This is a genomic window from Vibrio sp. 10N.261.55.A7, assembly GCF_002877365.1.
Classification (GTDB): Bacteria; Pseudomonadota; Gammaproteobacteria; order Enterobacterales; family Vibrionaceae; genus Vibrio.
In genome coordinates this window covers 1,153-5,276 of sequence record NZ_MCWZ01000216.1, presented here as the reverse complement: position 1 = coordinate 5,276, position 4,124 = coordinate 1,153, and the positions used below count along the sequence as shown (strand labels likewise).

The 4,124-nt window shown below is 42.4% G+C and carries 5 protein-coding genes; all 5 read right to left on the bottom strand.

What is annotated here, in order from left to right:
• On the bottom strand, window positions 1-526 hold a 526-nt coding region (locus tag BCU12_RS10795; RefSeq protein ID WP_133153865.1), incomplete at its 3' end, for a diguanylate cyclase.
• A gap of 86 nt (window positions 527-612) precedes the next feature.
• A complete protein-coding gene (locus BCU12_RS10790) occupies window positions 613-1,650 on the bottom strand; it encodes an extracellular solute-binding protein (protein ID WP_102404288.1) in 1,038 nt (345 codons plus the stop codon).
• A 178-nt stretch (window positions 1,651-1,828) separates the two neighbouring features.
• Complete coding sequence (gene potC, locus BCU12_RS10785; RefSeq protein ID WP_102404287.1) at window positions 1,829-2,602, bottom strand: spermidine/putrescine ABC transporter permease PotC; 774 nt, start codon at window positions 2,600-2,602, stop codon at window positions 1,829-1,831.
• Window positions 2,602-3,459: a spermidine/putrescine ABC transporter permease PotB gene (gene potB / locus BCU12_RS10780; RefSeq protein WP_102404286.1), complete on the bottom strand. Its 858-nt coding sequence runs from the start codon at window positions 3,457-3,459 to the stop codon at window positions 2,602-2,604. Before potB ends, potC begins: the two co-directional genes overlap by 1 nt.
• The coding region (locus tag BCU12_RS10775) for a TOBE domain-containing protein (protein WP_133153867.1) at window positions 3,443-4,124 on the bottom strand (682 nt) is incomplete at its 5' end. The genes BCU12_RS10775 and potB, both read right to left, overlap by 17 nt.

Here is a 4,124-nt window from a genome sequence, read left to right as displayed (position 1 = left end):
GTTTTAGAATCAAATCCCCCGCTGCATGCCCCTCGGAATCGTTAATTTCTTTTAGTCCATCTAAATCAAAATAGATTAAATCAAATTCAGAAAAGGGGATATCTTTAAGCTTTTTGCGATTGTATAACCCAGTGAGTTCATCACGCATCGAAAGCTCTTTGGCCTTACGTTTCAATTCCGTCAACCCAATCGCGATCATGACATAAGCGAGTTGCTGCAGTCCGTCTTCGATAAACGAATCGGCAAATTCGTATTGATCACTCAGCTCGTCCAGTACTTTAATCTCGGTGACGATGTCGTAAACCTTCGTCGAGATAAGTAACCAAACACCATACTTCAGCTTAATGTTAGATTTTATCGTTGGGTTGGAAATGAAATAAATGTAGAGAACGATCGCTAAGGTGTTGGTCTCGAATACAAAGTCAAAATGTGAATCAATAGGTGTGCCTTGAGCGACGTAATACAAAAGAACGGACAATAGATACACTATGGTCGCAAAAATGACCACTCTTGAAATATCTCGCAAGCGCTATTCCTTTGGCAAATGAAATCCTAACCTAAGTATAGCTAGAAATAATAAAGCGGCTAATCGCCGCCTTATTAATTTAGAGTTCAGTTTCCAACTTTTAGACGTTGGAAGTAATCTTCGTAAAGGACACTGGCTTCACCCACTTCATCTTGCCAAACTCCACTATCCATGACTTTTTGTGGCGGGAATATGTTTGGATCATTAGCAAACTCATCAGGAAGAAGCGGGTAGGCCGCTTTCACTGGTGTCGGATAGCCAATTTCTAGGGCTACTTTAGCTGCGTTCTCAGGACGTAACAGAAAATCTATCATCTGATGCGCAGCATCGATATTCTTCGCTCCTGAAGGGATGGCTAAGCTGTCCATCCAAAAAATCGAGCCTTTCTCAGGCCATATAATATCGATTGAAGCACCTTCTTCACGGGCCATGTAAGCAGAACCATTCCACAACATGCCCAAGGACACTTCTCCAGCTAGGTAAGGGTTTGCAGGGAAATCAGAGTTAAACACCAACACATTCGGCATCAGTTTGCGAAGCTCTTGATAAGCTTCTTCAATCTCTTTTGGATCGGTCGTGTTTGGAGAATAGCCAAGCTTAGTTAATGCGATATGAAAGACTTCTCTTGAGTCGTCCATCAACATCAGCTGTCCTTCCCACTTGCTGTCCCAGAAATCGCCCCAACCAGTCAGTGAAGAACTATCAAGCATATCGGTATTCACGCCGATACCTGTTGCCCCCCAAATATATGGAATTGAAAAGGTGTTGCTCGGATCGAATGGTTTATCGAGGTAATTAGGGTCAAGACCTTCAAAGTTTGTTAGCTTACTTTTGTCGATCTCTTGAAGCATGCCTTCTTTATGCATTTTGGACACAAAGTACGTCGACGGAACGACTAGGTCATAACCAGAGCCCTGAGTTTTCAACTTGGCGTACATACTCTCGTTAGATTCATAAGTCGAGTAGATAACCTTAATTCCCGTCTCTTTCGTAAAGCTTTCTAGCACTTCATTTGGAATGTATTCTGACCAATTGTAGAAATACAGTTCTTTGTCTGCAGCAAGCGCAGCTTGCGAAAACAAAGTGACTGAGAATAAAGCTGCTATACCTAATTTACGTTTCATGATATTTCCATTATATGTAACAAAACTAAACCTAAATCTTCGCTAAGCAAAGATGAGATAAGTTTAGGGAAAAAAATGTATTTTTCAAATATATAACGAAGAATAACCAATAAATGGTTGAATGCAACAAGTCCATTGAAAGAGACTCATTGCATGACCAATGAATTGGAAAACTCGATTACTTAGACAACTTGTCTTTACTGATGAAGTGGGACAACAACACTAAGCCAAGTGAGACTATGAGCATGAGTGTCGCCAGTGCATTAACCTCTGGCGATATCCCTACTTTTACCATCGAATAGATCTTAAGGGGTAATATCTCGTAGCTTGGCCCAGTCACAAATGAACTGATAATCACGTCATCAAGTGAAAGAGTGAAGCTAAGTAACCAACCTGCTGCAATCGCGGGCTTTGCGATAGGCACAATTATTTTCATCAGTATTGTCCACTCGCTCGCGCCAAGATCTTTAGCCGCTTCTAACATTTTGACATCAAACCCTTTCAAGCGGCTATAAACGGTGACCACGACAAACGGCAGGCAAAAAGTTATGTGGGCAATAAAGAGTGTGACAAACCCTAGCTGCACACCCATCGCTAGGAATAACGCCAAAAAGGAAATCGCCATCACGATATCAGGTGACATCATGACGATGAAAAGCATCCCGTTCACGGCGGGTTTTCCTTTAAATCGATAGCGGAATAGGGCAATAGCCGTTAGACCACCAATAAGTGTTGCTGCTGTTGCCGAAAAAAGGGCGACATTAAGAGAATGCCAGGCGGCTTGCATCAAACTGTCGTTGTTTACTGACGCTTGATACCACTTTGTCGTAAAGCCTCCCCATTTCATGCCAAATTTGTTGCCATTAAATGAGTTAACAATTAATACGATGATGGGTAAGTACAAAAACAAATACACCAAGCTCATAAAACTAATTTTTGAAAATCTGCCCATTAGCTTAACTCCGAGCTGCGGTTAAATAGCTTGCCTGTTTTGTAATAGATAGTAAGCAACAGCGCCATGGCAGCGGTGAGAGCGATACTGGTTGCTGCACCAAACGGCCAATCTCGAGCATTTAAAACCTGACTCTTAATGACATTACCAACCAATAGATTTTTAGCACCACCGAGTAGATCAGATACGTAGAACATTCCTAAAGCCGGCAACAACACGAGCAAACAGCCTCCTACTATACCGGGCATCGTTAAAGGCAATGTAATGTGAAAAAATGTCTGAACCTTATTCGCACCAAGATCTTTCGCCGCTTCAATAAACGAACCGTCTAGCTTTTCGATAGTCGAATAAAGAGGCAAGATCATGAATGGCAACAATACATAAACTAAACCGATCATCACGGCTGTTTCGGTGTACATAAGGCGCAACGGTTTATCTATGATGTCTAAAGCCAATAGAGATTTATTCAAGACACCTTGAGTACCGAGTACAATTTTCAAACCATAGGTGCGTATGAGTGAGTTAGTCCAAAAAGGGACGATCACGAGAAAAAGCATGATTGGTCGTAGATGGACGGGCATCTTAGTAATGATGTACGCAAATGGATAACCGATCGCGAGACAAATCAATGTCGCCATCGTCGCCATGTAGAATGAATGCCAAAGTACTTTTAGATACAAAGGATCCATCAAGCGAGCGTAGTTACTGAGAGTGAAAGTAAAATCAATAAGGTCCGCTTCATCACGCGTCAAAAAACTCGTTGCGATGATCATGATATTGGGAACAAGCACAAACAGCGCCAACCAACTTACGATTAGCGTGATGACAGTATTTCGGAAATTAAACAGTTTGAGCATGAGTCAGCACCACCTCCCAAGTTTCAATCCACGAAATCGCCACTTTTTGGCCCAGTGAATGATCGACATCTGGGTCATCTTCGTTAAAGAACTCACTGGTCATGACTCGCATACCGGAAGGCAACTCAATCACTGAATCAAGCGTCATGCCTTTGTAGGTACGATCGATAACATGCCCGATGATGCCTGAGTTATCGGATTCTTTCAGTTCTTGAACTCTTAGATCTTCAGGCCTCAACAATACGTTTAATTGCTCACCAGGGTTTACGGCTTTGTTGTAATGAATGACCGACGGAGCGCCTTCGATCGTGACAGCAAGCCTCTCTTCATCAATGCGAGATGATACCGTTGCTTTAAACACATTAATTTCGCCAATGAATTCCGCGACGAACAGGTTTTTAGGCTCTTCATAAATCTGACGAGGTGTTCCATCTTGCTCAATCACACCGTCTTTCATCACGACAATTCTATCAGACATAGAGAGCGCTTCTTCTTGGTCGTGAGTAACAAAAATGAACGTGATTCCCAGCTGACGCTGAAGCTGCTTTAATTCAACTTGCATCTGCTTACGCAACTTATAATCAAGGGCTGATAAAGACTCATCGAGCAAGAGTACCTTCGGTTGATTGACAACAGCTCGTGCAATAGCAACACGCTGCTGCTGA

Coding starts and splice junctions, on each gene's coding strand:
- BCU12_RS10790 (WP_102404288.1), bottom strand. CDS start 1,650: ATGAAACGTAAATTAGGTATAGCAGCTTTATTCTCAGTCACTTTGTTT.
- potC (WP_102404287.1), bottom strand. CDS start 2,602: ATGGGCAGATTTTCAAAAATTAGTTTTATGAGCTTGGTGTATTTGTTT.
- potB (WP_102404286.1), bottom strand. CDS start 3,459: ATGCTCAAACTGTTTAATTTCCGAAATACTGTCATCACGCTAATCGTA.